27 protein-coding genes are annotated in these 25,161 nt (G+C 73.0%); 5 read left to right on the forward strand and 22 right to left on the reverse strand.

Annotated elements, in window-relative coordinates; genetic code table 11:
* Positions 1-6 precede the first annotated feature (6 nt).
* From FHX31_RS11405 to FHX31_RS11495, 19 genes are all read right to left on the reverse strand, one after another.
* On the reverse strand, positions 7-996 hold the full coding sequence (locus tag FHX31_RS11405) for an EamA family transporter (protein WP_047892866.1): 990 nt from the start codon (positions 994-996) through the stop codon (positions 7-9).
* Positions 983-1,447 carry an Ohr family peroxiredoxin gene (locus FHX31_RS11410; protein WP_013286896.1) on the reverse strand — a complete coding sequence of 155 codons (465 nt, stop codon included), beginning with the start codon at positions 1,445-1,447 and terminating at the stop codon, positions 983-985. Before FHX31_RS11410 ends, FHX31_RS11405 begins: the two co-directional genes overlap by 14 nt.
* Positions 1,444-2,271 carry an alpha/beta fold hydrolase gene (locus FHX31_RS11415; protein ID WP_013476396.1) on the reverse strand — a complete coding sequence of 276 codons (828 nt, stop codon included), beginning with the start codon at positions 2,269-2,271 and terminating at the stop codon, positions 1,444-1,446. The genes FHX31_RS11410 and FHX31_RS11415 overlap by 4 nt, the downstream gene beginning before the upstream one ends.
* Complete coding sequence (locus FHX31_RS11420) at positions 2,268-3,632, reverse strand: M20/M25/M40 family metallo-hydrolase (protein ID WP_013476397.1); 1,365 nt, start codon at positions 3,630-3,632, stop codon at positions 2,268-2,270. Before FHX31_RS11420 ends, FHX31_RS11415 begins: the two co-directional genes overlap by 4 nt.
* Before the next feature lie 35 nt (positions 3,633-3,667).
* Complete coding sequence (locus tag FHX31_RS11425) at positions 3,668-4,414, reverse strand: SDR family NAD(P)-dependent oxidoreductase (RefSeq protein ID WP_013286893.1); 747 nt, start codon at positions 4,412-4,414, stop codon at positions 3,668-3,670.
* Between the two features lie 100 nt (positions 4,415-4,514).
* A complete protein-coding gene (locus FHX31_RS11430) occupies positions 4,515-5,375 on the reverse strand; it encodes an ABC transporter permease (RefSeq protein WP_030268404.1) in 861 nt (286 codons plus the stop codon).
* Positions 5,376-5,387: 12 nt separating this feature from the next.
* Positions 5,388-6,218 carry an ABC transporter ATP-binding protein gene (locus FHX31_RS11435; protein WP_013286891.1) on the reverse strand — a complete coding sequence of 277 codons (831 nt, stop codon included), beginning with the start codon at positions 6,216-6,218 and terminating at the stop codon, positions 5,388-5,390.
* A gap of 25 nt (positions 6,219-6,243) precedes the next feature.
* Positions 6,244-7,356, reverse strand: coding sequence for an ABC transporter substrate-binding protein (locus FHX31_RS11440; protein ID WP_013286890.1), 1,113 nt, complete (start codon positions 7,354-7,356; stop codon positions 6,244-6,246).
* A gap of 99 nt (positions 7,357-7,455) precedes the next feature.
* Positions 7,456-7,842 (reverse strand): nuclear transport factor 2 family protein, encoded by a 387-nt coding sequence (locus tag FHX31_RS11445; protein ID WP_013286889.1) that lies wholly within the window; start codon positions 7,840-7,842, stop codon positions 7,456-7,458.
* Positions 7,842-8,153, reverse strand: coding sequence for a hypothetical protein (locus FHX31_RS11450; RefSeq protein ID WP_013286888.1), 312 nt, complete (start codon positions 8,151-8,153; stop codon positions 7,842-7,844). Before FHX31_RS11450 ends, FHX31_RS11445 begins: the two co-directional genes overlap by 1 nt.
* Entirely contained in the window at positions 8,153-9,229 is a 1,077-nt protein-coding gene (locus FHX31_RS11455; protein WP_013476399.1) for a class I SAM-dependent methyltransferase, read from the reverse strand. The genes FHX31_RS11450 and FHX31_RS11455 overlap by 1 nt, the downstream gene beginning before the upstream one ends.
* Positions 9,230-9,293: 64 nt before the next feature.
* The gene (locus FHX31_RS11460) at positions 9,294-11,321 is read right to left on the reverse strand and encodes an oxidoreductase (protein ID WP_013476400.1); all 2,028 of its coding nucleotides are present in this window, start codon (positions 11,319-11,321) and stop codon (positions 9,294-9,296) included.
* A gap of 478 nt (positions 11,322-11,799) precedes the next feature.
* The gene (locus FHX31_RS11465) at positions 11,800-12,384 is read right to left on the reverse strand and encodes a TetR/AcrR family transcriptional regulator (protein WP_013286885.1); all 585 of its coding nucleotides are present in this window, start codon (positions 12,382-12,384) and stop codon (positions 11,800-11,802) included.
* A gap of 62 nt (positions 12,385-12,446) precedes the next feature.
* The gene (locus tag FHX31_RS11470; RefSeq protein WP_013476401.1) at positions 12,447-13,172 is read right to left on the reverse strand and encodes an ABC transporter ATP-binding protein; all 726 of its coding nucleotides are present in this window, start codon (positions 13,170-13,172) and stop codon (positions 12,447-12,449) included.
* Positions 13,169-14,299 carry an ABC transporter permease gene (locus FHX31_RS11475; protein WP_013476402.1) on the reverse strand — a complete coding sequence of 377 codons (1,131 nt, stop codon included), beginning with the start codon at positions 14,297-14,299 and terminating at the stop codon, positions 13,169-13,171. The genes FHX31_RS11470 and FHX31_RS11475 overlap by 4 nt, the downstream gene beginning before the upstream one ends.
* 144 nt (positions 14,300-14,443) lie before the next feature.
* Complete coding sequence (locus FHX31_RS11480; RefSeq protein ID WP_184976077.1) at positions 14,444-14,869, reverse strand: DUF6069 family protein; 426 nt, start codon at positions 14,867-14,869, stop codon at positions 14,444-14,446.
* Entirely contained in the window at positions 14,862-15,329 is a 468-nt protein-coding gene (locus FHX31_RS11485) for an SRPBCC family protein (protein ID WP_013476404.1), read from the reverse strand. The genes FHX31_RS11480 and FHX31_RS11485 overlap by 8 nt, the downstream gene beginning before the upstream one ends.
* Complete coding sequence (locus tag FHX31_RS11490) at positions 15,283-15,663, reverse strand: ArsR/SmtB family transcription factor (RefSeq protein ID WP_174361719.1); 381 nt, start codon at positions 15,661-15,663, stop codon at positions 15,283-15,285. The genes FHX31_RS11485 and FHX31_RS11490 overlap by 47 nt, the downstream gene beginning before the upstream one ends.
* Positions 15,664-15,808: 145 nt before the next feature.
* On the reverse strand, positions 15,809-17,176 hold the full coding sequence (locus FHX31_RS11495) for an extracellular catalytic domain type 1 short-chain-length polyhydroxyalkanoate depolymerase (RefSeq protein ID WP_176739668.1): 1,368 nt from the start codon (positions 17,174-17,176) through the stop codon (positions 15,809-15,811).
* A 237-nt stretch (positions 17,177-17,413) separates the two neighbouring features.
* Here FHX31_RS11495 and FHX31_RS11500 point away from each other — a divergent pair, with 237 nt between their 5' ends.
* The 4 genes from FHX31_RS11500 to FHX31_RS11515 all read left to right on the forward strand — a co-directional run bounded on the left by FHX31_RS11500 (position 17,414) and on the right by FHX31_RS11515 (position 21,281).
* Positions 17,414-18,376: a PaaX family transcriptional regulator gene (locus FHX31_RS11500; RefSeq protein WP_123109421.1), complete on the forward strand. Its 963-nt coding sequence runs from the start codon at positions 17,414-17,416 to the stop codon at positions 18,374-18,376.
* Complete coding sequence (locus FHX31_RS11505; RefSeq protein WP_123109420.1) at positions 18,367-19,620, forward strand: cytochrome P450; 1,254 nt, start codon at positions 18,367-18,369, stop codon at positions 19,618-19,620. Before FHX31_RS11500 ends, FHX31_RS11505 begins: the two co-directional genes overlap by 10 nt.
* 96 nt (positions 19,621-19,716) lie before the next feature.
* Entirely contained in the window at positions 19,717-19,977 is a 261-nt protein-coding gene (locus FHX31_RS11510) for an acyl carrier protein (protein ID WP_013286876.1), read from the forward strand.
* Between the two features lie 65 nt (positions 19,978-20,042).
* Entirely contained in the window at positions 20,043-21,281 is a 1,239-nt protein-coding gene (locus FHX31_RS11515) for a beta-ketoacyl-[acyl-carrier-protein] synthase family protein (protein ID WP_184976080.1), read from the forward strand.
* A 30-nt stretch (positions 21,282-21,311) separates the two neighbouring features.
* Here FHX31_RS11515 and FHX31_RS11520 read toward each other — a convergent pair whose 3' ends face one another.
* From FHX31_RS11520 to FHX31_RS11530, 3 genes are all read right to left on the reverse strand, one after another.
* Positions 21,312-22,625 (reverse strand): glycosyltransferase family 2 protein, encoded by a 1,314-nt coding sequence (locus FHX31_RS11520; protein WP_013476409.1) that lies wholly within the window; start codon positions 22,623-22,625, stop codon positions 21,312-21,314.
* Between the two features lie 12 nt (positions 22,626-22,637).
* Positions 22,638-22,919, reverse strand: coding sequence for a phosphopantetheine-binding protein (locus tag FHX31_RS11525; protein ID WP_013286873.1), 282 nt, complete (start codon positions 22,917-22,919; stop codon positions 22,638-22,640).
* A gap of 86 nt (positions 22,920-23,005) precedes the next feature.
* The gene (locus FHX31_RS11530; RefSeq protein ID WP_013476410.1) at positions 23,006-23,686 is read right to left on the reverse strand and encodes a 4'-phosphopantetheinyl transferase family protein; all 681 of its coding nucleotides are present in this window, start codon (positions 23,684-23,686) and stop codon (positions 23,006-23,008) included.
* Between the two features lie 65 nt (positions 23,687-23,751).
* Between FHX31_RS11530 and FHX31_RS11535 the strand changes: the two genes are divergently transcribed.
* On the forward strand, positions 23,752-25,161 hold the full coding sequence (locus FHX31_RS11535; protein ID WP_013476411.1) for a condensation domain-containing protein: 1,410 nt from the start codon (positions 23,752-23,754) through the stop codon (positions 25,159-25,161).

Consider the following 25,161-nt stretch of genomic DNA (forward strand, 5'->3'; position numbering starts at 1 on the left):
CGGGCGTCAGGCGGGTGCGACGGGGGTCTTCCCGGGCGGGAGGCCGTCGGCCTGCCGGGGTCGCTCCCGCGCGATGACGAGCGCCACCGAGGCGAGCACCACGGCACCGGCGAGCACCTGTCGTCCGGACAACGATTCATCCAGCACCATCATGCCGAGCAGGACCGCCACCACCGGGTTGACGTACGCGTAGGTGGACGCGAGCTGGATCGGCGCGTTGCGCAGCAACCACGTGTAGACGCTGAAGCCGACCACTGTGCACACCAGCATCAGGTAGGTCCACGCCAGCCAGGACCGGCCGGTCACGCCGGCGAGGTCGAACCGTCCCAGCTCACCGCTGACCACGCTCGCCACCGCCACCGCGACGCCGCCGACGAGCATCTGCCAGCCGGTGCCGACCAGATGGTCGGCCGGCATGTGCAGCCGCTGCGACAGCGTCGAGCCCAGCGCCCAGACCATCGTGGAGACCACCAGCAGCAGCATCCCGCCGAGGTGCCATCCCTTCGTCGGCACCGAGAACAGCAGCGCCAGCCCGGCCACCCCGCCCAGTACGCCCACCGCCGCGAGCGCCGACGGCCGCGGACCGACCACCAGCCGCAACACCAGCACCCACAGCGGCATGCCGGCCACCACCAGCGACGTCAGCCCGGTCGGCACGTACTGCTGGCCCAGGGCGAGCAGCGCGCTGCCCGCACCGACCATCAGCAGCCCGCTGGCGCCCACCCCGCCCCACTGCCGCCGGGGCAGCAGCAGCCCGGCCGGTCCCCGGCGCAGCGCCGCCACCGCGAACAGCAGCAGCGCGGCGGCCAGGAACCGGGCCGAGGTGGCGACCAGCGGCGGGATGCTGTCCAGGGCCACCCGGTTGCCCAGGTAGGTCGAGCCCCAGATCAGGTAGACCGCGCCGAGCCCGACGGCCAGGGCCATCGGGCCGGCGGGCCGCTGCGGATCCGCCGGGTGGCGGACCGCTGCGGGCCGGGTCAGGTCAGCGGTGGCCATCGACCCGGATCGCCACCGCGGTGTTGCCCCGCAGGGCGTTCGAGTAGGGACACATCCGGTCGGCCAGCTCCACTGCGCGCTCCAGGTCGGCCTGCGGGCACTGCGGCGCGGACACGTCCAGCACCACGGCGATCGCGTACCGGCCGTCGTCGGTCTGCCCGAGGGAGACCGAGGCGGTGACGGTCGTCGGACCGGGCCGCACGCCGGCCTGCCGGGCGGCGACCGCGAGCGCGCTGTCGAAGCAGGCCGCGTAGCCGGCCGCGAACAGCTCCTCCGGGTCGGTGCCGGGCGCGTCCGGACCCCGCTGGGCGGGGCGGGTCAGGTCGACCCGCAGCGACCCGGTCAGCGACCGGGCGCTGCCGCCGCGGCCGCCGGAGACCTCGACTGTGGCGGTGTAGACAGTGTTCGCCGGTACGACCTTCGCCTCGGTCACCGGGGTGCCGGCGCTCATGCCGCCACCTCCCGTCCGAGGTCGGCGTGCACCCGCGCGGCGACCGCGTCGGCGAACGCCTCCGGCTGCTCGTCGGCCACGAAGTCGGTGCCGCCGGGGATGGTGACCAGCTCGGCGCCGGGCAGCGCGGCCCGCACCTGCGGCGTCATCCGGTCCAGCAGGTCGTCGGCGCCGTGCAGCAGCACGATGGGCAGCGCGTCCAGGGCGGCGGTGTCGACGTGGTGGTCGAACACCGCCCGGTACGCGGTCGCGTAGTCCGGTCCGGTCAGCAGGTACTCGGTGACCTGCCGGTCCGCCTCCTCCGGGGTCAGGCGCGGGTACAGGCCGTACACCCGGTCCCAGATCACCTTCAGGTGCCCGCCGTCGCGGTCGGGCACGTAGCCGGGCGCGTACGACCGCTTCTTCTCCGCCCGCTCCTGCTCGTCGTAGAGCGGGATGCCCTGGAGAATCAGCCGGTGCACCCGCTCCGGCGCCGACATCAGCGCCTCCGCGCCGACGATCGCGCCGGTGTGCTGCCCGAGCAGGTGTACCCGGGACAGCCCGAGGGCGTCGGCGAACTGCCACACCCCGGCCGCGTACTCCGGGATGGACCACGGGCGCGGCGGCGCGTCGGACATGCCGAAGCCCGGCGTGTCCGGGGCGATCACCCGCAGGCCGCGGCGGGCCAGCGGCTCGATCACCGCGTCGTAGGTGGCCGAGGAGAGCGGGGACTGGTGCAGGATCAGCAGCACCGGGGCGTCGGCGTCGCCGCCGTGCCGGTAGTGCACCTGACCCCACGGCACGTCGACGTAGGCGCGGCGGGCCACGCCGCGGGCCCGGGTCACTCGGCCACCGCCAGCGCCGCCATGACCTCGATGACGTGCTTGATGCCGGCCTTGTAGTCGTCCAGCCGGATGTTCTCGTTCGGGCCGTCCACACCGGAGTCGGCGCGGGACACGCCGACGCCGACGATCGGCCGGTCGGCGATCACGCCCTGGTTGCCGATCCACTGCGTGTACGGCTCGATCACCGGCTCGGTCCCGTACACCCGGCGGGCCGCGTCGGCGACCAGCGCGACGAACGGGTCGCGGTGGTCGGTGAGGTTGGGCCGGCTGGTCGCCATCACCTCGATGCGCAGGTCACCGAAGCCGGTCGCGGCCAGGTGGTCGCGGATGCAGCCGAGCACCCGGTCCGGGTCCTGGCCCGGCACCAGCCGGATCTCCAGCTTCGCCGAGGCGGTCGACGGGATGCCGAGCGTCACGTCGTCGCGCATGTCGCCGCCGGCGAAACCGGCGACGGTGAGCGTCGGCACGGTACGGATGGCGACCGCGGCGCCCTGGTCGTCCAGGTCACCGGTGAACCGGTCGACCTGGGCCCGCTTGCGCAGGAAGTCCCCGTCGAACGCCACCTTCTCCAGCAGCGCCCGCTCCTCGTCGGTCGGCGGCCGGGCGTCGTCGGCGAAACCGGGGATCGTCACGGTGCCGTCGGGCCGCTGCAACTGCGCCAGGGCGGCGGCCAGCCGGGCCGTGGCAGCCGGCAGCAGCGCGGTGTTCTGGCTGGTGAGGTCGCGCGGCAGGGTCTGCGCGGTGAGGCGCAGGTAGAGCACGCCCTTCTCGGCGAGCTTGAGCAGCAGCCGGTCCTCGCCGTCGAGCCAGGAGTTCTCCCACAGCGCGGCGTCGCTGGCGAGCCGGTCGGCGTGCGCCTCGACGAACGAGCCCAGACCCGGGCTGTGCAGCCACTTCTTGCCCTCGAAGATGATCCGGTTGGTCACCGGCGGGGTCAGCCCGGCCAGCTTCCAGGCCGCCGCCGCGTGGATGCGGGACATGACGACGCCCTTGTCGTCGGCCACGCCCCGGGCGTACAGCCGGCCGTCGTGGATCTCCGCCGCGTACGGCGGGCTGATCCAGTCGGCGTCGTCACCGGCCGGCTCGACCTCCACGTCGTAGTGGGTGAAGTGCAGCAGCGCCTTGTCGCCCTCGCCCGGCACCTCGGCCAGCACGTACGGGTACGACTGCTCCCACGGGATGATCTCGGCTTCGCCGCCCCAGCGGCGGACCGACCCGGCGATGAACTCGGCGGTGGCCTCCATCTGCTCCGGCTCCTGGCGGCGGCTGCGGATGCGGCACAGCTGCTGGAGCTCCTCGACGAACTCGTCGAAGTGCGCGTCGACGGCCGCAAGCGCGGCCGCGGTATCCGGTTTGGGCATGGTGGTCCTCACAGAAGGGGTCGGGGAGGGGGAAGTCAGTGGATGGTGACGCCGCCGTCGACGAAGATCGTCTGCCCGGTGGTCATGGCGGCGGCGTCACTGAGCAGGTAGGCGACCGCGTTGGCGACGTCCTGCGGCTGCGCCATCCGGCCCAGCGGGATCGACGCCATCTTGTCGGCCAGGTACGCCTCGTCGCCGCGGACGTCGGAGGTCATGTCGGTGGGCACGATGGTGGGTCCGACGGCGTTGACCCGGATCCGGTCCGGCGCCCACTCCAGCGCCAGCACGCGTGCCATGTGCATCACGCCGGCCTTGCTGACGCAGTACCCGAGCGTGTTCAGCACCGCGACGTGCCCGTTCGTGGAGCCGATGTTCACCACCGCGCCGCCGCTGCGCCGCAGCGCCGGGTACGCGGCCTGGCTCATCCGGAACGTGCCGGTCAGGTTGACGTCCAGGACGGTGGTGAAGTCCTCCTCGGACATCGTGGCCGCCGGTCCGCGCCGGACGATCCCGGCGTTGTTGACGAGCAGGTCCAGGCGGCCGTGGGCGTCCAGGACCTCGGCCACCAGCTGCGTGCAGGAGGCGGCCGACCGGACGTCCACCCGGTGCCGGGTGTGCGCGCCGCCGGTCAGCTCGGCCTCCGCCCAGTCGTCGAGCAGGTCGGCCTGCGCCACCGTCGCGCCGCGCTGTGCCAGCGTCGTGGCGATCCGGGCGCCGATGCCGCGGGCCGCCCCGGTCACCACTGCCACCCGTCCGTCGAACCGGTTCGGGTCGGTGTTCATGTCTCGTGTCCTGCCTTTCCGGTCCGGCCACCGGCCGGGCGGGCGTGAACCACGCCCGGCCGGTGCTCCGCACGCGTGACGACGGTCCCGTCAGCTGTCGTCACGCGCCGATCACCTTCGTGTCCTCGGCCCAGAAGGCCAGCCGCTTCTGCAGCAGCCGGATCACGAAGTGCGCCACCAGACCCATCACCGACAGCACCACCAGGACGGCGAACATGCCGGCGATGTCGAAGTTGTAGTTGGTCTGCAGCAGCAGGTAGCCCAGGCCCTCCTTGGCGCCGATGAACTCGCCGACGACCGCGCCGAGGATGGCGAAGACGATGCCGATGTCCAGGCCGGCGAAGATGAACGGCAGCGCGCTGGGCAGCCGGACCATCCGGAAGATCTGGGTCTTGCTCGCGCCGAACACCGTCAGCATCTGGATCTTGTCGGCGTCGGCCGCCCGCAGGCCCTCGATGACGTTGACGAGCATCGGGAAGAACGAGATCACCGCGGCCATGACCACCTTGCTGGTCAGGCCGAAACCGAACCAGACCACGAACAGCGGGGCCAGGGCGACCTTCGGGACGGTCTGGAAGGCCACGATGTACGGCATCAGGGTGGCTTCGACGATCTTGATCTGGGAGATGAACGTGCCGAGCAGCAGCGCGGCCCCGACACCGATCACGAACCCGAGCAGCGCCTCCTGGGTGGTCACCCAGAAGTGACCCCAGAACTGGTCGTCACCGAGCTGCTGCCACAGCGACTCGACCACGCTCGACGGCAGCGGCAGGACGTACTCGTCGACGCCGATGAGCTGGACGCCGTACTCCCAGGCCAGCACGACCACGACGAAGACCGTCGGGACCAGCCAGAGCTGGGGCTTCTCGCGGAGGTCGAACTTGCGCCGGGCGGGCTTGGCGGGCCGGGCGGACGGCGCCGGTGGCTGGGCCGGCTCGCGGACCAGGTTGCTTGTTGCCATGGCTGTCCCTCGTCAGTCGATAACGCCGGCGGCGTTGAAGTGTCGGCGGATCCGCTCCACGTAGACCCCGGCCCGGTCGGACGACATGACGCCGAGGTCACGCGGCCGCTCCAGGTCGATGTCCATGACCTCCGCGATGCGGCCCGGCCGGGGGCTGAGCACGACCACCCGGTCGGAGAGGAAGACCGCCTCCGGGATGGAGTGGGTGACCAGCACGATCGTCTGGTTGCTCTCCTGCCAGATGCGCAGCAGCTCCACGTTCATGTACTCGCGGGTCATCGCGTCGAGCGCGCCGAACGGCTCGTCCATCAGCAGTACCGCCGGGTCGTGCACCAGCGCCCGGCAGATGCCGGCCCGCTGCTGCATGCCGCCGCTGAGCTCGTGCGGGTACTTCTGCTCGAAGCCGTTGAGACCGACCATCTCGAGCAACTGCTGGGCGCGTTCCCGGTGCCGGCGGGGATCCAGTCGCTGGATCTCCGCCGGCACCATCACGTTGTCGAAGATGGTGCGCCACGGCAGCAGCGTCGGTGCCTGGAACACCATCCCGACCTCGGGAAGGGGCTTCGTCACGTCCCGCCCGGCGATCCGTACCGCGCCGCCGGTCTTCGGGCTGAGCCCGGCGAGGATCTTCAGCAAAGTGGTCTTGCCGCACCCGGACGGTCCCACGACCGAGATGAACTCGCCGCGACGTACCGTCAGGTTGATGTCGCTCAACGCCTGGGTCGGTGCCGACTTCCGGGGCCGGTACTCCTTGTCCAGCCCGTCGATCTCGATCCAGGAGTCTTCCGACACCGATGCCGGAGCCTGCGTCTGCGCCCGGCGGGCCGTCGCCTTGATGGCCATCGAAATCCCTTCCGCTGTCCGCTGCCTAGGCGGTGTAGTTCGCGGCCTTGCTCAGCACCGCGGCCTTGTCGAAGTTGTTGGCGCCGGAGAGCAGGCTCGGATCCCACAGCTTCTTGAGGTCGACCTCGCCGGTGATCTGCCCGGCCTCCTTGGTGTACGCCTGGGTCTTCGCCCACTCCTCGTCGCTGATCGCGCCCCAGTCGCCGAACTGCTCCGGGTCGCCGCTGGCCGGGGTGGCCGTCTTCAGCCAGGCGGTCAGGCTCTCGGTGTCCGCCTTGAGGCGCTCGTCGGCGGACTTGCCGGCGAGGATCTGCGGGAAGACCTTGTAGCCGATCTTCATGGCGGCCTCGGGGTTCTTCGCCGAGAAGAGCATCGCCTTGTACGCCGCGCGCAGGAACCGCTCGTACGAGTCCTTCTTGGCGTCGAAGTCACGGGCGCCGACGCTGAAGGTCAGCGACCGGATGCCGGAGAACACGTCCGGGTTGGTCAGGTACTTCAGCTCGGTACCGGCGTTCTCGATGACCGCGTACGCCTGGGTGTAGAGCGCCAGCATGTCGACCTTGCCGTCGTTGAGCGCGGCGGCGGCCTGCGCGCCGACGCCCACCGGCAGAAGCTCGACGTCCTTGGTCGGGTCCAGGCCGGCGGCCTTGACGTAGGCGCGGGCGTACGGGGCCGAGCCGGAGGCCAGGCTGATCACGCCGATCTTCTTGCCGCGCAGGTCGGCGCCGCCGGTGAGCGGGGAGTCCGGCTTCACAGCCATCACCCACGGCCAGTTCTGCACCAGGCCGCCGATCGCCTTGATCGGCACGTTCTTCTCCGCGGCGCCGAGCGCCGAGCCGGCGTCGGCGGGGGTGATGTCGCCGCTGCCGGACGCGACCGCCTGGAGGGCGGCGACCGAGCCGTCGGCGTTGATCGTCTCGACGGTCAGCTTCTCCTCGGCGAAGTAGCCGAGTTCCTTGGCGACCGCGTAGACGGCCACCTCCTCCTTCGGGCCGATCACGGCCGAGGCGATGGCCATGGTCAGCTTCGCCTCCTTGCCCTCGCCGCCGGCGCCGTCGTCGTCGGAGCCGCCGCCGCACGCGGACAGGACCAGCGCGGCGGCCAGCGCCGCCGGGAGCAGAGCCCACTTTCGTTTCATATGCACACACCTCGTCATGAGTCGGGGGAGACCACCTCCGCCGCCGGAGCGGCGGAGGTGGGGGAATCAGGCGTCGCGCTGCTGCGCGACCGTTGTCCGTCAGGCGTCGCGCTGCTGCGCGACCAGTGCCAGATCGTTGTAGACGTGCTGCTCGACGATCAGTCCGCCGTCGAGCACGAAGACGTCCGCGTAGCGGATGTCCTCAAACGGAGTGCCGTCGAGCCATTCCCCGTACAGCCGCCCGAGCGAGGTCACGGTGACCCGCCCGTCGGCCTCACCCACCAGGTAGCGGTCCCGGTGCTTGCGCACCCACCGGTAGGTTCCGGTCGACGCGGCCGCCATCTCCCGCAGCGACGAGTACTCCCGGCCGCCCGGGAAGACCAACCGCGCCCGCTCCGCGAGAAAGCGCCCCGCTTCGTCGAGTTCGCGGTCCTCGCACAGCTGCAGGTAGCTGTCGATCAGGCCGGGCGCGTCCGGTGTGCTCATCAGCCGGTCTTCTCGCTCAGCGCCGCCTCCCACTGGTCCCGCAGCGGGTGCTCCGCGGGGCCGTGCTCGGTGAGGATGCGCATGAGGCGGGCCAGCAGCTCGTCCCGCTCGCGGTCGAGGACCTTCTGCTCCTCCTCGGTGGAGACGAAGCCGTCGACGGCGCCCGCGGTGAGCGCGCCGGAGCGGGTCAGCAGCGCCTCGACGACGCGTACCCGCTGGCGGGTCACGTGCAGCTCGGTGGAGAGCTGCAGCACCAGGTCGAGCAGCTTGCCGACCTTGGGGTCCCCGAAGTAGTCGAACTCGGTGCTCATCACGCCTCCGGCTTGGTCGCGGCCAGTACGGCCCAGGGGAAGTGCCACTCGGGACGGTCGCCCCAGCCCTGCGGCTGGACGCCGTTGCGGCGCTCGTCGAACGGGGTCCACGACACGTCGGTCAGACCGGCCTCGGTGCAGACCTCGATCAGGTCCGAGCCGAACAGGTCGTGGAAGAACGGCTCGTTGTTGCGCTCGGCGTGCTCGTAGACGGTGGCGTCGCGCAGCGGGTCGCCGGTGAGCATGAACTCCAGGAAGCGCAGCGATCCGCCCGGCTTGAGCAGGCGCGCGGCCTCCACGATCGTCTCCCGGATCGCGGTGGCGGGCATCTCGTGCAGCACCATCGTGCCGGTGACCACGTCGCAGCTGTCCGCCTCGATGCCGGTGGCCCGGCCGTCGGCCTGCCGGTAGTCGATCGCGACTCCGGTCGCCTCGGCCTCGGCGTGGGCCAGGCGCAGACCGGGCGCGGCCAGGTCCACGCCGATCACCTGCGCGGTCGGGTACTTGGCGGGCAGCGGGCGGGTGCTCTTGCCGAAACCGCACCCGATGTCGACGATCCGGGTCGCCGCGGGCAGCTCGGGCAGCGCGGTCTGGGCGAACAGCGTGTGGAACTTGTAGCCGTCGTTGTCGCGCAGCATGACGATGCGCGCGCCGAACTCGTACACGTAGGCCGACATGTCGTCGGAGAAGAAGCTGCCGGGCTGGATGTGGATGTCGTAGTCGGTGTACCAGTCGGGCAGTTCCAGGTCGGGGTTCAGCTCCAGCGAGCCCTTCGGCTGCTCGGGCAGCGAGGTGAGCTGGCCGGTCAGCTCCTCGCGGCGGCTGAGCACCGCGTCGCCGGCGGCCTTCCACAGCATCTTCTGCTGCACCCGCTCCAGGTGGCTGAACCACGGGTAGAGCGGGAGACCGCGCAGCACCTGACCGGCGTCGGCGACGGTGGTGGCCGACGCCCCGGTGGCGCCGTACTCCTCGCGCAGCGCCGGGTAGACGGTGTCCGCCCAGCGCTTGCGCAGGCCGAGGACGAAGTCCACGGCGGAACGCTCATCCAGGGTGAGGCGCTCCTCGACATCGAACATGCCTTGTCTCCTCTACAGGTGGGGGAGGTCCGGCCCGCGGTGCACCGCGACCGGGGTGGACGGGTCAGTGGGCGTACCGCACGCGTTCGGCGGCCGCGGTGTCGAAGGCGCCGAGGAACGCGCCGGCCATGCGTCCCTCGTAGACGGCCTCGAAGGCGGTGCGGGGAGCGTTCGCGTCGCCGACGACGTGGACGCGGGGGCCGTCGGGCAGCGCGTCGAGCTGCCGGTACAACTCGTCCGCGGCCTGCGCCGAGCCGCCGTCGACGACTGTGGTGACGCCTTCGACGATCGTCTCGCCGCCGGCGAGCGGGCCGCCGAGCGCCACCGCGCCGGCGCCCGCCGCACGGGCGGTCCGCATCGGGTGGACCGCGATCCCCAGGTCCGCGAAGCGCTTGAGCAGCGCCAGCCGGGAGTACGTGGTGATCTTGGCGCTCACCGTGGCGGTGGGGGAGACGAGGTGGACGCGGGCGCCCCGCCGGGCGAACGCCTCCGCCACCGACGCCGCCGACCAGGTGCCCTCGTCGTCGAGCACGACGACGGCGCCGTCCGGCCGGTAGCCGGGGTCGGCCAGGTGGTCGACGGCCTGCCAGATGTCGACCACCGGCGGGCCGCCGGGCAGGTCGCGGCGGGCGGGCCGGGAGCCGGTGGCGAGGACGACGTCCTGGTAGCCGCCGGACAGCACGTCCTCGACGCCGGCGCGGTGGCCGAGCCGGACCGGGATGCCGGCGGCAGCCACGTCGCGGGCCAGGTCGCGGGTGAGCAGACCGAGCCGCTCCCGGCCGGGTACGCGCGCGGCCACCTCGACCTGCCCGCCGAGCCGGTCGCGTGCCTCGACAACTGTCACCCGGTGCCCGGCCCGGTGCGCGGAGAGCGCCGCCTCCAGGCCGGCCGGACCGCCGCCGACGACCAGGACGTCCCGCGCGCCGGACGGTCCGGGCAGCTCCGGCCAGGCGTCGGCCCACTCCCGCTCGGCGCCGACCTCCGGGTTCACCACGCAGGAGATGGGCAGGCTGGTCTCCAGCCGGCCGATGCAGCCCTGGTTGCAGGCCAGGCAGGCGCGTACCTCGTGCTGGCGGCCCTGCTCGGCCTTGCGGACCAGGTGCGGGTCGGCGATGTGCGGGCGGGCCAGGCCGACCAGGTCGGCCTCGCCGGCGGCGACGAGTTCGGCCGCCTCCGGCAGGCTGTCCAGCCGGCACACCGCGAGCACCGGCAGGTCCGGGAACTCCTGCTTGAACAGCGCCGCGTGGTGCCGGAACGGGGCGTGACCGAAGCTCATGTCCGCCATCTGCGTCGCGAGCGACCAGCTGCCGTGGTAGGCGGAGTGGCTCACGTGCACGTAGGCGAGGGGGAACTCGGCGCGCAGCTTCCCGACGATCTCCAGCACCGCGGCCGGGTCGAGGCCGCCGGGCAGGAACTCGTCGGCGCTGACCCGCAGCCCGACGGGCAGCTCGGGTGCGGCGGCGAGAACCGCGGTCAGCACCTCGCGGGTCAGGCGCATCCGGTTGTCGAGGCTGCCGCCGTATGCGTCGTCGCGGGTGTTCGTGTGCGGCGAGAGGAACTGCTGGAGCAGGTGGCCGTGGCCGGCGTGCACCTCCAGGCCGTCGAAGCCGGCCTCGCGCATCCGTCGCGCGGCGGCGGCGAACGCCTCGACGACGACCGCGATGTCCCGGCGTCCCATCGCGTGCGGCACGTGCGAGCCGGCCGCCCACGGCACCGGCGACGAGGACCAGGCGGCGGTACGCGTCGCGTCGCCGTTGGCCTGCCGTCCGGCGTGCATGATCTGGGCGAACATGCGGGCCCCGTGCTCGTGCACGGCCTCGGTCACCGCCGCGTACGCCGGGATCGACGAGTCGTCGAAGCTGCCGAGGCTGATGCTGCGGCCCGCGCTCGTGGGGTGCACACGGATCGCCTCGGTGATGATCAGGCCGGCGCCGCCGCGCGCCCGCTCCGCGTGGTACGCGACGTGGCGGCGGGTGGGCACATTGTTCAGTCCGAAGTTGGTGGTGTGGCCGGGGACGAAGACCCGGTTCCGCAGTGTGAGACGCCCGAGCCGGGTGGGGGAGAGAAGAGCGAGAAGCTTGTCGTCAGGCATGCCTCGGACTTCCTGTTTCGGGCCGCACTCGGCGAGGCCGAGAGCGTTCGGATGAACCGTACGCCGTTCGATTGAGTGGAACGGTAGGGCCGGGTTCACATGCCGTCAACGGGCTACTGATCAGTAACTTAGTTCCCCGTACCGCCTCTGAGCTGCTGTTCCACTAGGCGGAACGCTGACCGATGACGACCGTCGATGCGGCGGTCGATCGTTCGGTTCCTCCTGCTCGGACGACGGTGCCGGCCGCCCATCGCCGGTCGGAGGCCCGTGCCGATCGTTCGGACGGCCGCTCCGGCCCGCGTCGGCGGACGCCCGCCGGCAGCGCCGGCGCGTCCCCGGGTGCCGGGTCCGGACATGCGTCGGCCCGGGTCGTCGCCCGTGCGCGCACGCGTGGTGCGGCTGCCGGCGACGACCCGGGCCGTCGTTGTTCAGCAGGTGTGGTGGTGCCCGGACGCCGCCGGATCTCAGGGGCGGGTGGTCAGCCGGCGTCCGGGCGCAGGTACGGCGTGAGCAGCTCGCGGGCGAGGCCCCTGGCCGCCGGAAGGCCGAGACCGTTCTCGATCATGCGGCTCAGGGCGTAGACGACCGACTGGACGAGCTCCGCCATCCGGTCCGGATCGCTCGCCCCGTGTTCGGTGAGCGCGGCGCGCAACGGCGCCTCGAGGCTGTCGTGCAGCAGCCGGCTGGAGGTCGCCAGCACCTCGCTGTTGCCCGCCGACGCCAGTGCCCGGGCCAGCGCGTGGTCGCCCCGGGCAACCAGTTGCAGGTTGGCCTCGACGTACGCCAGGATCCTCGCCCCCGGCGTGCGGGCCTCGGCCATCTGCTTCTCGACGAAGGCCGACCACCGGGGGAACGTGTCGGCGACCAGCACGTCGAACATGTCGGTGCGGGACTTGAAGTACGAGTACGCGCTGGAGCGGGCCAGCCCGGCGTGCCGGGCCACGTCGGCCAGGCTCGGGATCTGCTCCGGGTGCTCGGAGAGCAGGGCGCGGGCGGCGTCGAGCAACGCCGCCCGCTGCGCGGCCCGGTGTTCCGCGACGGTAGAGGCTTGGATCTTCGGCACAGCGACCTCCCCGTGTCTCCCGCCGCCCGTGTCCGGTCCGCGTCGCTCCCTGCTCGTCGCGGTCAGCTGCTCGTGGCGAGCTTGCCGTCGATCATCTCGTAGATGGTGTCACAGTATTGCAGCACGTCGTGATCGTGAGTGACCATCACGACGGCCACCGAGCGCTCCCGCGCCTCCTGGGCGAGCAGCTGGACGATGTCGTGGCTGCGGGCCCGGTCCAGCGCCGCCGTCGGCTCGTCCACCAGCAGCACCGACGGCTCGGTCATCAGCGCCCGGGCGATGCCGACGCGCTGGCGCTCGCCGCCGGAGAGCTGGTGCGGCCGGCGGTCGGCCTTACCGGCCAGGCCGACGTGCGCGAGCATCTCCAGCGGGTCGCGTCCGGACCGTTCCCGTCGCCCGCCCAGCCGCAGCGGCAGGCGCAGCTGGTCGGCGGCGGTCAGCGCGGGCAGCAGGTTGCCCGACTGGAACACGAACCCCACGTGCCGGCGGCGCAGCTCGGTGCGCGCCCGGCGGCTGGACACGGTCATGTCGTGCCCGGCCACCGTGACGGTGCCCTGATCGGGGCGGGCCAGCCCGCCGGCCACGGCGAGCAGGCTGGATTTGCCCGCGCCGGACGGTCCGACGATCGCGGCCAGCTCACCGGGCGCGACGGTCAGGTCGACGTCGTCCAGCGCGTGCACGGTCTCCGCGCCGTCGCCGTGCCGCAGGTGGACGCCGCGCATGACCAGGCCGAGGCCGGCTCCAGCGGTGCCCGGCGTCGAGGGGGACGGTGTGGTCCGGCTGCTCATCGGTTGCCTCCCAGGGCGGTCGCCGGGTCGATGGAGGTGAGGCGTACGACGGCGGCTGCCGCGCCGACCAGGCCGAGCACGAGCAGGCCGGCCGCGGCGGCGGCGATGCTCTGCGGATGCAGCGCGAACGGAACGTTGCCGCCGGAGATCAGCGCGCCGAGGCCGAGGCCGATCCCCATGCCGACGGCGATGGCGAGGGCCAGCAGGATCAGTGCCTGGGTGAGCGCGTCGCGCAGCACCCAGCCGGTCGAGGCGCCCAGCGCCCGCAGCACGGCGACCTCCTGCTTGCGCTGGATCGCCCAGACCGCGAAGAACGCGCCGGCCACGAGCGCCGAGATGGCGTAGAGGAAGCCCTGGATCAACTGGAGCGTGGTCGTCTCGGCGGTGTAGCCGGGCGAGGCGCCGTACGACTCGTCGAGCGTCAGGCTCTCCGTGCCCGCGGCCTTGTCGCCCGCGGCCAGGTCCACCGAGCCGCCGCCGGTCGCGCGGACCGCGACGGCGGTGATCTCCTGGGTCGCCTGCGCCGGCACCTGCGCGCCGGCCGGGGTGCCGGACTTGACCGCCTGCCACGTCGCCAGCGGCACGTACGCCACGTCGACGTGGCCGAAGGTGTCCTGCTGCTCGGTGACGCCGACGACGCGCAGCCGCGTGCCCAGCCGGTCCACAGTCACGGTGTCGCCGACGCGCAGGCCCGCGTCGATGGCGGTGGGGCTCACCACGATCCCGTCCGCCGGGCCGAGCCGGTCGCCCTCGCTGACGGCGGGGGACAGGAACGAGCCGGTCTCGACGCCGAACAGCGCGAGGTCGACCTCGGTGCCACCGTCGGTCCGCCCGTTGACGAGCGTGTTGCCGAACGGGGTCGCCTCGGCCACGCCCGGCTGGTCGCGCCAGGTGTCCACCGCCGAGGCGTCCACCACGCTGCGCGAGAACGCCGAGTCGTGCTGCACGCCGTGGGCGAAGGCGAACGAGGTGACCGGCAGGTTCTGCAGGCCGGAGACGCCGTCCCGGACCAGCCCGACGGACAGGCCGGACAGCATCACCATCAGCACCGAGATCAGCGCGATCACGGCCCCCATCAGGGCGAATCGCAGCCGCGCGAACCCCAGCTCACGAATGGCCAGGAACATCAGCCGCCACCTCTCAAACTTGTCGACACCATGTCGTCATGTTAACAACACGGTGTCGGCAAAAAGGGCCGGCGGCGGCTGTCTACCCGACCACACTCCGTGACGGCGCGGGCCGGTCCGGCGGGCGGCGCCCCGTGCCCGGCGTCAGGCGGCGACCGGGCCCGCGGTGGCGCGGCGCGCGCGCCGGCCGAGGGCGGTCACCGCGACGACGATGATCGGGGCGAGCGTGAGGTGGCACGCCGCGAGCGTGATCTTGCTGGTGGTGTCCAGGTCCGCGGGCAGCGTCATGGTGGCGATCGTGAGTACCGCGAGCGCCGGGCCGATGATCAGCGCCGCCCGGACCACCCAGGCGAACCGGGACGCCAGCAGGGCGACGGCGGTGAGCCCGAGCGTCAGCGGCAGCGCGCTGAAGCCCGCGACGGTCACCGCGTCGACCTCGACCCGCCGGCCGTCGGCGGTGAACAGGAAGCTGCCGCCGGCCGCCCGGCCGATCGCGTACACGATCAGGTTGACGACCACCGCGACGGCGGTGGCGAGCGCGACGACGGCGGTGCGGGACAGGTCAGCCACGGGAGGTCTCCTCTGCGTGCTCTCGGATCAGGTACGCCTCGATGCGGGCGAACGCCCCGGTCCAGACCTCGCCGACGAAGAAGTCGCGCAGCTGCGGGGTCGGGAAGCCGCTCTGCACCACGGTCATCAGCGTGCCGCCGTCCTTCGCCTCGAAGGTGACCTCGATGCGCGTGGTCATGGTCGTGCCGTCCGGGCCGGTACCAGTCGACTCGGTGACCAGCCGGTGCGGGCGGTCGATCTCCAGGAACGTCTGCGTCTCGCGGAACAGCATGTCGGGGGAGGGGCCCCAGACGGCGGTCTGCTTCCCGCCGACCCGCAGGTCGACGTCGATCTCCACGATGCCGGGCTGCTCGTCGAGGATGCCGAACCAGATCTTCTGTTTGCCGGCGTCAGTGTAGGCGTCGAACACCTCGTCAGGGGTGCCCGGAAGGTGTCGTGTCACTCGCATGTGGAGCGTCATGGTCGCGGTCCTCCGTGGTGAGTGTGAGGTAGGCGTCGAGGCCGTCGAGGCGACGGGCCCAGAGACGTCGGTAGAAGGCGATCCAGGCCATGGCCGAGTCCAGCGGCGCCTCGCTGAGCCGGCACTGCCGGGACCGGCCGACCTTGCGCGTCACCACGAGGCCCGCGTCCTCCAGCGCCCGGACGTGCTTGCGCATGCCGGTGAGGCTCATCCCGGTGGGCTCGGTGAGCTCGCTGATGGTGGCCGGGCCCGCGCCGAGCCGGATCAGGATGTCGCGTCGGGTGGGGTCGGCCAGGCTGGCGAAAACCCGGTCGAGCGTCTCTTGCTGAACCACGAGGTTCACCGTACGACACTGAACCATTTGGTTCAACGTTATGCCGAGGTGGGCGTGGCGTACGCGTGAAACGGCCCCGCGACCTCTCGGGTCGCGGGGCCGTCCCCGGCGCCGTGGGAAGAAACGCCGGAGTGTGCGGTGCCGGTCAGGCGAGCGTGCAGGGTGCGCCGTTGAGGCTGAACGAGCCGGGCCGGGCGGTGTTGCCGGTGTGCGTGGCCTGGAAGCCGATGGTGGTCGAGCCGCGAGCCGGGATGACCGCGTTGTACGCGAGGTTGCGCGCGGTCACCTGACCCGAGGCGGGGGAGTAGGAGGCGTTCCAGCCCGAGGTGATGGTCTGGCCGCCGGGCAGCGTGAACGTCAGCGACCAGCCGTTCACCGCGGCCGAACCGGTGTTGCTGATGGTGATGTTCTCGGTCAGCCCGTTGTTCCAGGCGTTCAGCTCGATGCTCACCGAGCAGGCGCCGGTGCCGGGCGGGGGCGTGGTCGGGCCGGGCGGAGGCGTGGTCGGGCCCGGCGGAGGTGTGGTCGGGCCGGGCGGAGGCGTGGTCGGGCCCGGCGGGGGCGTGGTCGGGCCCGGCGTGGTGGTCAGGCCGAAGAACGCCACCGCGGCCGCGGCCATGCCGGCCGAGGGCAGGCTGTGCCCGGCGCCCTGGATGCTGTACGCCTCGACCTGCACGGTGCCGGTGCCGTCGGCGTAGCGCCGCCGGTTCCAGCCGGACTGCGGCGTGTCGGTGGACGTGGGCGTCTGGCTGAGGCCGAACACGTTCGTCCACTGCTCGATCGTCTCCTGGAGCAGCGAGTACGGCACCAGCGTGTCGTTGGTGCCGTGCCACAACTGCACCCGGGGACGGGGACCGGTGTAGCCGGGGTACGCCTGGCGGACCGCGTCACCCCACTGCTGCGGGGTGCGGTTCATGTTCCCGCCGGTGCACTGGCTGGATCCGGGCGGATAGTCGGCGGCGCCGGCGAAGCAGTTGAACGGCACGCCCATGAACGCCGCGCCGGCCTTGAAGACGTCCGGGTAGAGCGCCAGCATGTGGTTGGTCATCATGCCGCCGGACGAGCTGCCGGTGGCGTAGACCCGGTCCGGGTCTGCGCCGTACTGCTGCTGGACGTAGCGGACCATCGAGATGAGTGACACCGGGTCGCTGCCGCCGCCGCGCCGCTTGGCCGCGTCGGACCAGGTGTCGAAGCAGTTGCCGAAGCCGGCCTGCTGGGTCGCGCTGGGGTAGATGACGATGAAGCCGTACCGGTCGGCCAGGCCGGCGAACTCGCTGCCGGAGTAGAAGCCGGGGCCGGAACCGCCGCAGCCGTGCATGGCCACCACAGTGGCCGGCCGGGCCGGGCGGGCGTCCGGGACGTAGACGTGCATGCGCATCCGGCCGGGGTTGTCGCCGAAGCTGGTCACCTCGGTCAGCGACGCCGCGTACGCGGGTTGGACGGCGGGGATCACCAGGCCGGCCGCCGCCAGCGACGCGGCCAGGGCCACCACCATCTTGGCTCTGATTCTCACGGAGACTCCTTCGATCGCCCTGTGCGGGCGGGGTCGGGCGGATGCGCCCCGCGCCGGCGACCCGGGCCGCCGCGGTGTCGCGCCTCACCCACTGACGTGGCTCGCCCGGCCCGGCTCCGTCGTGTGGCACATAGTGTTCCGGCCGGACGGCAAAGTGTCAATCGACATGCTTCGATGAGCTGCGGCGGCGTTCGTCTACAGTCGGTGCACCGTCCCTGAGCCGAGCCCGGAGCGCGTGTGGCAAGCCCGTTCGACATCGAGGAGATCTACCCGGACGAGGGACCGGCGCCGCGGCTGCCCCGGCGGCAGGCCGGCACCTCGCCGCAGAGCGTCGCGGTGACGCTCCTGACCGACTACACGCTGCGTAGCCGCGCCGCGCTGCCGTCCGCGGCGATCGTCGCGCTGCTCGGCGAGGCCGGCGTGACCAGCGCCGGCGCGCGTACCGCGATCAGCCGGCTGGCCCGCCGCGGTGTGCTGGAGGGCAGCCGGCAGGGCCGCAACAGCTTCTACCGGCTCAGCCGCGCCGCCGCCGCCGACCTGTCCGCCGGCGGGAACTGGATCACCGCCTCCACCGCCGAGACGCAGGCGTGGGACGGATGCTGGACGATCGTCGCCTTCTCGCTGCCGCAGGACCACGGCACGCAGCGCCGGGCGCTGCGCGGCCAGCTGCGCTGGCTGGGCTTCGCGCCGCTCTACGACGGGCTGTGGATCTCGCCGTACGAGCTGGCCGGACCCGCGTGCGCCCGGCTGGCCCAGCTCGCCCTCGGTGCGGTCACGGTGTTCCGGGGACGGCAGGACGCGCTGGACGCGATCGGCCAGCGCGCCCCCGTGGACGCCTGGGACGTCGACGCGATCAGCGGGCACTATGAGGCGTTCCTGCGGCGGTGGACGCCGCTGGTGTCGCGGCTCGGCTCCGTCGACGGCGCCGCCGCCGTGCGGGCGCGTACCGAGGTGATGGACACGTACCGGCGGTTTCCCACGCTCGACCCGCGGCTGCCACTGGAACTGCTGCCCGCCGGATGGCCGCGCCGGGCGGCCCGGGACCTGTTCGCGGCCGTCTACGACGGCCTGGCCGGGGCCGCCGAAGCCCACGTCCGGGCGGTCGTCGCCCGGTTCGCCGACCCGGTGCCGCCCGGCATCCGGGCGCACACCACCGCCGACATGCTCGCCGGCGTCGGCGAGGAGCGGCCATGCGCGTGACCATCTCCCTCGACGAGCTGCTCGGCGACGAGGTACGGCGCGACCCGTACCCGTTCTACGCCCGGCTGCACGAGGCGGGAGAGGCGGTCGCGCTGCGGCCCGCCGACCCGCACGCGCTCGTCGTGCACGGATATGACGCGGTCAACAAGGTGCTGCGCGACCCCGTCTTCCGGGTGCTCGGCGCCGACTACCTGGACCGGGCCGGGGTGCGCTGGCGCGAGCACCAGGTCATCCGGATCCTCCAGTCGTCGATGCTCAACGCCGCCGAGGGCGACCACCTGCGGGTCCGGCACCTGTTCTCCCAGGCCCTCACCCCGCGCCGGGTCGCCGCGCTGGAGCCGGCCATCGGGCGCATCGCCGACGGCCTGCTCGACGGGCTCGCCGCCGAGGGCGCGGACGGCCGGCCGGTCGACTTCATGGCCCGCTTCGCGCTCCGGCTGCCCAGTGACGTCATCGGCGAGCTGCTGGGCGTGCCGGAGGCGGACCGGGAGTGGTTCCCGTCCCGGGTCCGCGCGTTCGACGCGGTGCTGGAGATCGGCCGCCGGTCCATGCGCGAGGTCCGGGCAGCCAACGTGGCGGCGGCGGAGCTGACCGCGTACTTCACCGACCTGGTCGCCGCGCGCCGGGCGGCGCCGCGCGACGACTTCGTCTCGGCGCTGCTGCGCGGCCTGGACGACGAGCCCGGCCGGCTGAGCGCCGACGAGCTGCTGGCCAACCTGATCATCATGTACAACGCCGGGTTCCGGACCACCGCGAACCTGCTCGGCAACGGGCTGGTGCTGCTCACCGAGCGGCCGGACGCGCGGGACGCGCTGCGCGCCGATCCGTCGCTGGCCGCGTCGTACGTCGAGGAGATCCTGCGGTACGAGCCGCCTGTGCACTTCGCGGTCCGGTACGCCGCCGAGGACACCGAGGTCGCCGGCCTGCCGGTGGCGGCGGGCCGGACGGTGGTGGTGCTGACCGGTGCCGCGAACCGGGATCCGCGCCGCTTCCCCGACCCGGACCGGTTCGACCCGTCCCGCACGGACAACCGGCACCTGGCGTTCAGCGCCGGGCCGCACTACTGCTTCGGGGCGACGCTGGCCCGGACCGAGGGACGGCTGGTCCTGCCCCGCCTGCTGGACCGCTTCCCGGCGCTGGCCGCCGAACCCGGGCCGCGCCGCGCGCTGATGCTGCGCGGCTACGACCGGCTTCCGGTACGGCTGACCGACCGGGTATCTTGCCAAACCAATCCGATCGAGTAAGGTCGATGCAACGCGGAGTGTCCGCTCCGCGCCTCACAGGTTCCGTCGAGCAGGTCGAGTGCGCCGCCAGGACACCGTGGAAGGGAAACACCGGGCATGACCGACGAGATCCGCGCGTTCCTCCTCGCCGCACTCACCGAGATGAAGTACGACGTCTCCGACGTCGACGACGACACCGTCTTCGGCCCCGCCGGGCTCGACGTGGACTCCCTCGGCCTGGCCGAGCTGGCGGTACGCGTGGAGGACCGGTTCGGGGTCGCCTTCGACGACGACGAGGCGGAGGACCTCGCCATGATGACCGTCGGCGAGTTCAGCCGGACGGTGGCGGCGCGCATCGCACCGGCCTCGGCGCACTGACCGATGTCGGGGCACGGCACCCGGCCGCGCGGCGTCCCGGCGCCCACGTCGGCGCAGCGGTTCCGGTGAGCGTGCGCGAACCGGTCGCCGTCACCGGCATCGGACTGGTCAGCCCGGTCGGCGCGACCGCCGCCGAGGTGTTCGACGCGGTCTGCGACGGCCGCTCCGGGCTCACCCGGCCCCCGGCCGGCCATCCGCTGCACGGCGTCGTCGACGTCGCCGCGTTCGCCCCGGCGATCGACCCGGCGAGCGTGCTGCCCGGCCCGGAGTCACGCGTCGTGGACCGGTCGATCGTGATGGTGCTGCGCGCCGCCGAGGACGCGCTCGCCGACGCCGGACTGCGGATCGGCCAGGACGTCGATCCGTACCGGGTGGCGGTCGTCGTCTCCGGCGTCGGCGGTCTGTCCACGCTGGAGGAACAGGTGCTCGCCCGCGCCGGGCGGGGCCGGTTCGGGGTCAGCCCGTACATGCTGCCCGGGACGCTGCCGAACATGGGCGCGGCCCGCATCGCGATCAAGTTCGGCATCCACGGCTACACCTCGTCGATCGGCACGGCGTGTGCGGCCGGGGCGCAGTCGATCGGGGAGGCGCTGCGCATCCTGCGCGCCGGCGAGGCGGACGTGGTGCTCGCCGGATGCGCCGAGGCGCCGCTGTTCCCGACGTTCGCCGACGCGTTCGGCAACGCCCGCGCGCTGGCCCGCGGCTGGGCCGACCCGGCCGCCGCGAGCCGCCCCTTCGACCGCCGCCGCAACGGGCTCGTCCTCGGCGAGGGCGCCGGGGTGTTCGTCCTGGAACGCGCCGCGCACGCCGCCGCGCGCGGCGCCCACCGGCACGCCGACGTGCTCGGCTGGGGCGCCACGAACGACGCCCACCACCCGACCACGCCGCGCCCCGACGGCGCGGGCGCGGCCCGGTGCATGCGGATGGCCGTCCGCGACTCAGGGCTGGTGCCCGGCGACATCGGGTACGTCAACGCGCACGGCACCAGCACCCGGGCCGGGGACGCCGCCGAGCTGGCCGCGCTCGCCGAGGTGTACGGCGCCGCCCCGCCGCCGCTGAGTTCGACCAAGGGCGTGACCGGGCACATGCTCGGCGTCTCCGGCGTGATCGAGGCGGCCGTCGCGGTCGAGGCGCTGCGTCGCGGCCTGCTGCCGCCCACGCACAATCTGGACGACCCGGAGCGCGACGGCGAGGTCGACCACATCCGCGGGCGGGCACGCGCCACGGCGGTGGACGCGGTGCTGTCCAACTCGTTCGGCTTCGGCGGGCACAACGTCAGCCTCGTCCTGGCCCGGCCCGCCTGAGCGGCGCGGCCCCTTGCCCGGCCGGGTACCTCAGCGGAGCGTGATCACCGTGGCGGTGTCGTACGCGGCGACGGCGACGGTGAAGTGCGGGCGCAGCATGTCGGCCACGTAGTCGAGGTCGGCGACCAGCGGCACCGGAAGCAGGGCGCGCTGGTCCGGGCCGGTCCGGGTGGCGACCAGTTCGATCCGGTCGGCCTTGAGCAGCCCCCGGGTGAGGAACGCGGGCAGGTCCTCGGGCAGCAGGCACCGCCACATGTCGACGTTGACGATCAGGTCCAGCGCGCCGGCCTTGAACTGCTGGAGCACGGTGCCGAGCAGGTGGGAGTTCGTCTCGCCGACCGGCGCGTCGTGGTCGAACGTGTGCGACCCGGCGCCCAGGTCCAGCGTGGACACGCCGTTGCCGACGATCAGCGCCGCGCTCGCCGTCAGCTCCTCGCGCAGCGACGCGGGCAGGACGTCCGGCCGGCCCAGCCCACCGGCCCGATACGCCTCGATGGCCTGGCCGTAGAGCCGGATCCGGCCCAGGTGCCGGCCGAACGTGTTGAGCCCGTACAGCACCTCGACGTCGTAGCGCAGGTGCTTGCGCAGCAGGTACTTCATGTTGTCCATCGAGGCGAGCCCGTTCGACGTCTTGCGGAAGTGCGGCAGGTGGTAGGAGAGCGCGTCGACGTCCAGCCGGAACAGCTCCGGCGGCGCGCCGTGCAGGTGGAACACCCGGTAGAAGAAGTCGAGGTCCTCGAAGCCCCACTTGACCATCGCCTCGTCGAAGCCGCCGACCCGCCGGAACGACTCGTGGTCCACCGAGGCGTTGTGGGTCAGGCCCAGCACCCAGGGCGCGCTCGGGAAGTCGTCCGTCCGCTGCGGGAGGGCGATGTCCTCCAGCCGCGGGTCGCCACGCTCGGCGTCGAGCATCGCCGGGGCGACCGGTTCGCCCCGGCGCAGCGCGTCCGCGCCGGCCCAGTCCAGGTCGTACCGCTGCCCGAGCAGCACCCCGGGCCGGCCGGCACGACCGGCGTGGAAGTCGCGGTGCCGCTCCAGCAGCCCGGGATGCGCCACCGTGTCGGCGTCGAGGAACATCAGCGTGTCCGCGCGGGCCCGGGCCGCCGCCGCGTTGCGGTTGGCGCTGCGGCCGCGGTTCCGCTCGCTGCGGACGTAGTCGATCCGCAGCCGGTCCCGGTAGGCGTCCACCACCGGGCCGAGCGCCACGGCCGAGCCGTCGTCGCCGACGATCACCTCGAAGTCGCCGGGCGGCAGCGTCTGCCGGGTCAGCGACCGCAGCGTCGCGTCGAGTGCGGAGCCGTTCTCGTGCGCGGGCACCACCACGCTCAGGCCGGGCCGGTCCACGTCTCGGCCTGCTCAGCGCGGGGTGGAGTTGGCGGTGATGTAGTCGGCCAGGTCGCCGAGCGTGGCCATCCGATCCTCGTCGAGTTCCTCGACGTCGATCTGGATCTCCAGCTCGTCCTCCAGCGACAGCAGCAGCTCCAGGCCGAGCGAGGAGCTGAGGCCGAGGTCGTCCATCAGCTGGGTCTGCTCGGTGACCGGCGTGTCCGGCCGGAGCATGCGGGTCAGCAGGACGGTCAGGCGGTCGACGACCTGGTCACGGGGCGGCGCGTCGGCCGGCGCGTCGTGTTCTAGCACCGGGCGTCCCGCGAGTCGATCATGCGCGTCGGCATGGAGTCATCAGAGCAGGGGACATCGGCGGGTGTCAACGGGTACGGCGATCGTCACCGATCGTGACCGAGGCCGGTGTGGCACTCGACGGCGTACCGCCGGTCGCCGGCGAGCGCGACCGCCACCGCGTACCCGGCGGGTGTGCGCAGGTCGGCGAGCCGGTGCGGGCCGGCCGGCTCGACGCACTCGACCACGTCGGCCCGGTGCACCGGCACGGCGAGGTTGGGCCACAGCCGGCCCCCGGCCGCCTTGACCGCCGCCTCCTTGCGCGCCCACAGCCGGGTGAACCGCAGCGCCCGGCCGGCCGGGTCCGGTCCGGCGGCGACGTGCCGAGCCTCCCGCGGGTCGAAGAAGCGCGCGGACGCCGAAACCGGGTCACCGCCCGGCGCGACGTGCTGGATGTCCACCCCGACCGGGCGGCCCTCGCTGAGCGCGACCGCCACCAGGTCGCCGGAGTACGACAGGCTCGTGTGCAGGCCGCTCCACGGGCCGGTCAGCGCCGGTTTGCCGTACCGGCCGCGGCGCCAGGTCAGGGCCGCCGGTGGCGCGCAGGCAGCCCGCCCGGCCAGGACGCGCAGCGCGCCGTGCGCCACTGTGAACCGGTCCCGCAGCGCCCCGGCGCCGAGCCGCGCGGCCCGGTCCCGCTCGTCCGCGTCGAGCACCGCCCGGTACCGGGCCAGCTCGTCCGCCGGCACCGCCACCGGGACGATCCAGACCCGGACGGCGTCCCGCATGGACGGCAGCGTAACCGTGCGCCGTCACGTTGACACACACCGATGTGCGTTGCTCTGATGAGCGGGTGTTCGCGCAGACGGTCCAGGCCCAGGTTCCCGTGGCGTTCGCCGGGCCGGGCGCCGGCACCGCGCCCCTGACCTGGGGGCAGAAGGCCATCATGCAGGACATGCGGGAGACCGGCTGGACGCACAACGTCAGCGGCGCCCACCCGATGCCCGCGGGTGTCACGATCGAGCAGGTGGCGGCCGAGTTCGCCGCGCTGATGGCCCGGCACCCGGCGCTGCGGATGCGGCTCGGCGCCGGCGACGACGGCGGTCCGTGCCAGGTCGTGTCGGCGAGCGGCGAGACGGTCCTGGACGTGGTGGACGTACCCGACGACGCGGACCCGGCCGACGTGGCCGCGTTCGCCTACGACCTGGGCCACGCCCGCCTGCTGAGCCACTACGACCTCTACCGGGACTGGTCGGTGAGGATGGCGGTGATCCGGCACCGCGGCGCGCTGGTGCACCGGGTGCTGACGATCGACCACCTCGTGGTGGACGGCACCGCCACGTCCCTGATCCTGGCCGACCTCGGCCTGGCCGGCCGGCCGGTCCGCCGGGTCGCCGACCCGCGTACCGTGCAGATCCTCGACCTGGGGCGGCGGGAGGAGACGCCGCCGCTGCGCCGGCTCAGTGACCGGGCCGTGCGCCACTGGGCCGAGCATCTGCGGGACGTCCCGCCGCTGACGTTCGGTGAGCCGAAGGCCGGTGGGCGCCGGGGCCACCGGTACTGGCACGGCCGGTTCAGCTCGCCTGCCGCGTACCTGGCGGTGCGGGCCATCGCGGCGCGGACCCGCACGGACACCTCGCGTGTGCTGCTCGCGGTCATCGCGGTCGCGATCGGCCGGGCCACCGGCGTCAGCCCGCTCACCGCGAAGCTCATCGTCGGCAACCGGTTCCGGCCGGGCTTCGCCGAGGCCATCGCTCCGCTCAGCCAGAACGGCGTGCTGCGCGTCGACACCGCGGACACCACTGTGGACGAGGTGGTGGCGCGCGCCCGCCGGGCCGCGGTCTCCGCCGGGAAGTACGCCTACTACGACCCGGCGCAGCTCGCCGAGGTCTCGGACCGGCTGGATGCCGAACGCGGGTACCCGGCCCGGATCAGCTGCCGGATCAACGACCGGCGGGTGACCACCCGGCAGGCGGCCGACGGCGGGCTGCACGACGACCCGGTGACCGCCGAGCGGATCCGCCGCCGGGCCGACGAGACGTTCCTGGTCTGGGACGGCCCGCTGGACCACCTGCCCGAGCAGGTCTTCATCACCGTCGAGGACCAGCCGGAGACGGTTCACCTCCAGGTCATCTTCGACTTCGGCTGCTTCACCGAGGAGCAGGCGGAACGGCTGCTGCGCGGCGTGGAGGAGGTGGCGGTGGAGGCGGCGCTCGATCCCGCCGCGCCGACCCGGGTCGTCCCCGGGTCGGCGGGCGGCTGA

Source organism: Micromonospora sp. CNZ286 (genome assembly GCF_014207755.1).